We start from the raw sequence: 3441 nt of genomic DNA, 5'->3' as shown, positions 1-3441 counted from the left end.
CGCTGCACCTCGCCGAGATATCCGCCGCCGTGACGCCCGGCGCCCATGCCGTGCTGATACTTGACCAGGCAGGCTGGCATCTCTCGGCGGGGCTGATCGTCCCGGCCAACATCACGCTGCTGCCGCTGCCGGCAAAATGCCCCGAGCTCAACCCGGTCGAAAACGTCTGGCAGTTCATGCGCGACAACTGGCTGTCGAACCGCATCTTCAAATCCTACGACGACATCCTCGACCATTGCTGCTTCGCCTGGAACCGCCTCACCGATCAGCCGTGGCGCATCATGTCCATCGGACTGCGGTCGTGGGCCCATCGGTCCTGATCAGAGAGTCTTGGTATTATCAGATAATTTTGAGCAACAATACGCTCCGTTTGCGAGCAGCGGCTGCTACGAATGCAAGCACCTACAGGTAGGGTCCAGGCTAAGGCTCGTGGCGTGAAGTTCGGCCGGCGTGCTGCCCTTCCCTTCACCAGCAGGCCGAGGCCCTGCGACGGCTCGCAGCTGGCGATACGCAGCGCACTGTCGCCGCCTTGCTGGGTGTCGACCAGGCGACCATATTGAGATTGTCTCGAAAGCAGAACTGAACGTCTAGAGTTGGTGGAACTCGGTCCGGCAGCTTTAGGCATTGGACAGCGAAAGCCGTCATTCCTTTTTTTCGGTTCTGGCACCAAATCCCTCGGGTGCCGCCTACAATGCAAGATACGGGGCAACGGGACCGCCCTACCGAGGATGCCGCCAATGTCGTTTTATACGCTGGTGTACGAAAGCACCGCGACCCCATCGGTTGCCGCTACGATGTCGGCCGAAATCGAAAGCATGCTGGCAACCGCGAGGCGTCGGAACCCCGCAGTCGGAATCGGCGGCGCACTGCTTGTTACCGAAGGCCGCTTCGTACAGGCGCTTGAAGGAAAACAGAGCGACGTCCAAGCGACGTTCGACCGCATCTCGTTGGACCCGCGGCACAGCGATATTGAAATACTCTGCGCGCAATCCTCCACCAGGCGCCGCTTTACCGAATGGTCGATGGCATTCGTAGGCGACACGGCCGCGCTTCGCAGCCGCTATGCCGACGAGCCGCTCGCATCGCTTGTGCACAAGCGTTCGGGCGACTCACTCGTCGACTTCATGCGTGAGATCGCGATGAGTGACGAAGATGACTGAAGTCGTTGCTTCCGTTAAAAAGGCGCGGAATGTAGACATCGACTCAGCCATTGATCATTCTTCATTCCAGGTGCCGGTATTCGTGGCGCTGAGCGCCGAGGGGGGAGAAGCGCAGGTCATCAAGACCTTCGGCACTGCACGCGATGTATTTGAGCATGTCTTTTCGGTCATGCTCGACCGCCTCCGGCAGCGCCGTGCAGTCGAAAAAGTCGAGAATCTTGTGCCGGCATCGGCACATCTGAAAAACTCGGAAAATACAGAGTACGTCCTGTTTGTTCGAGGCCGGGCGATCTTCTGGTTTAGCAGTGCGGCAGCAAAGCGGTCCGCTGGACGGCGGCTGCTCATGGAGCATGCGCGCGCGCTGGCAGATGCCGAGCAAGCGCCATTTTACGTGCTTAGTACGCGTGCCAGAAAAATTCGGGCGGCAACCATTGCCCTGAGTCTTGTCGTGGCCACGGTAATCGCCGTTCTGGCCTACCAGCTTTCCGTTTTCCACGAGTTTCCCTTCCAACGACCCGTCGCCCAGCAGGCGTTGCCATCGTGGAATAGTTCGTCATATGTAAACGATTGGCGTTTTTCGGCGAGTTACGTTGCCAAGGATACGCCGCGGAACGCTCGCGAGCCGATCACCGACTTTAATAGAGCGGTCGGCGATGCGCTGCCGGACGAAGCGTTTCCTGTCCCCGCCATTGGTCCAGACATCCCGTCTCATCGAACGTTGTCCACCTCCGCGTGGCTGCGCGGTGCCACCCGAACGACCAAAAATGCTAACAACCGCCGGACGCAAAAACCGACGGGTCAACTGCCGCGTACGCGGTTTCCGGAGGGTATCCCCGTCGAGCCAATCTCGCCAACCGGTCAGATAATAGTCGCTGCGCCACCGCCTCGGCGGGGGCAAGCAGGGGCTGTCCCTGCGCCGTCAGTGTCTCTTGGTCCCGCCCCGTCAACTCTACCAATCACGCGCGTCAAAATCCCCGTCAGATAATCGGGCGTTGAACGAAGTCGGTCTCGCCTAGGCTTGTCCTAGTCGAGGGTTTCGACAACGGCGGTTCGTATGTAGTTTGCCGTCGGAGTTTGTTGCGTGTTGAACGACTGGTTTTGGCATAGGCCAAGTTGCCCGTGAGTGTCCGAGATTGGTCGGTTTGCGACCGTCCGCTTCCCCAATAGCTGCCGCTGCAAAAGGGTACCGTTTTGCAACAATTGGGACGGCAGAAAGCGACCGAGGACGTTTAAAAACGCTTTGGCACGGCATGATCGGGGCGTCGTCCTAGGTGTTTAGTCCCGGCATCTGGTGGATCGGAACGACGATGAACCTATCCGGCTCTGACGTCCAGATTTTGGCGATGTAGTCGTAAGGCGTGAGGCCACTGAGCGTCTTGAGCCGACGGGCGAAATTGTAGGCCGCCATGAAGTCGGCGAGGTGCACCCGCAACTGCTCGTGGCTCTCGTAGTGAAAGCGTTTGACGGTCGCTTCCTTGATGGTGCGGTTCATCCGCTCGACCTAACCGTTGGTCCAGGGATGGTTCGGCTGGGTAAGCCGGTGCTCAATGTCATTGGCTTCGCAGATCATGTCGAAGCGCATCTGACGCGACCAGGTGGTGTTGCGGTTGCGCGGTTGCTCGGCGAACTGGATGCCGTTGTCGGTCAGGATCGTGTGAATGCGGTAGGGCACGGCTTTCAGCAGAAGTTCGAGGAACTCCCAAGCCGTCCGTCTGTCAGCCTTGTCGACGAGCTGGGTGACCGCAAACTTGCTGGTGCGGTCGATGCCGACGAACAGGTAGAGCTTGCCTTCGGCAGTCTGAACCTCGGCGATATCCATGTGAAAGAAGCCGATCGGGTAGCGCTTGAAGCGCTGTCGCTTAGGCTTGTCGCCCTCGATATCTGGCAGACGGGATATGCCGTGCCGCTGCAGGCAGCGGTGCAGGGCTGACCGCGTCAGATGCGGGATCGACGGCTGCAACGCATAGAGGCAATCGTCGAGCGGCAGGAGTGTGTGGCGTCGGAATGCGACGACCGCTGCCTCCTCGGCTTCGGTCAAGGTCGTGGAGTGAGGGGCCTTCGGCCCGGTCTTCAAATCCTCAACCGTCGCTTGCTTACGCCACTTCGCCACCGTCTTCGGGTTGATCCCGAGCTCTCGGCTCAGCGTCGAGAGCGAAGCTTGCGATCGCTGTATTGCTGCTCTGACGGCGTGCGTGGTCGTGGCGCTCCCGTGACGTACCTGTCCCATATGCTTCCTTCCATTCTAACGAAAGGATCGCACCATCAAACCGCGGGATCAAAC

At 59.5% G+C, this 3441-nt stretch carries 3 protein-coding genes and 2 pseudogenes; 4 read left to right on the top strand and 1 reads right to left on the bottom strand.

Features of this window, described 5'->3' with window-relative positions; genetic code table 11:
- The 4 genes and pseudogenes from RI03_RS20815 to RI03_RS23875 all read left to right on the top strand — a co-directional run.
- A partial coding sequence (locus RI03_RS20815) for a transposase (protein ID WP_026046942.1) occupies nt 1–320 on the top strand: 320 nt, incomplete at its 5' end.
- An 84-nt stretch (nt 321–404) separates the two neighbouring features.
- A pseudogene (locus tag RI03_RS24940) lies at nt 405–583 on the top strand (recombinase family protein); the annotation flags it as partial.
- A gap of 154 nt (nt 584–737) precedes the next feature.
- Entirely contained in the window at nt 738–1160 is a 423-nt protein-coding gene (locus tag RI03_RS20810; protein WP_010219691.1) for a BLUF domain-containing protein, read from the top strand.
- Nucleotides 1144–2145 carry a hypothetical protein gene (locus RI03_RS23875; RefSeq protein ID WP_138995791.1) on the top strand — a complete coding sequence of 334 codons (1002 nt, stop codon included), beginning with the start codon at nt 1144–1146 and terminating at the stop codon, nt 2143–2145. The genes RI03_RS20810 and RI03_RS23875 overlap by 17 nt, the downstream gene beginning before the upstream one ends.
- A 282-nt stretch (nt 2146–2427) precedes the next feature.
- On the opposite strand, the pseudogene RI03_RS20805 reads toward RI03_RS23875, so the two are convergent.
- Nucleotides 2428–3387 (bottom strand): annotated as a pseudogene (locus RI03_RS20805) (IS481 family transposase).
- Nucleotides 3388–3441: the final 54 nt, after the last annotated feature.

This window comes from Sphingomonas sp. PAMC 26621, from assembly GCF_000251145.1.
Lineage (GTDB): Bacteria > Pseudomonadota > Alphaproteobacteria > Sphingomonadales > Sphingomonadaceae > Sphingomonas.
Note: the sequence above shows the minus strand (reverse complement) of the source record. Positions and strands in the feature narration are given on the sequence as shown.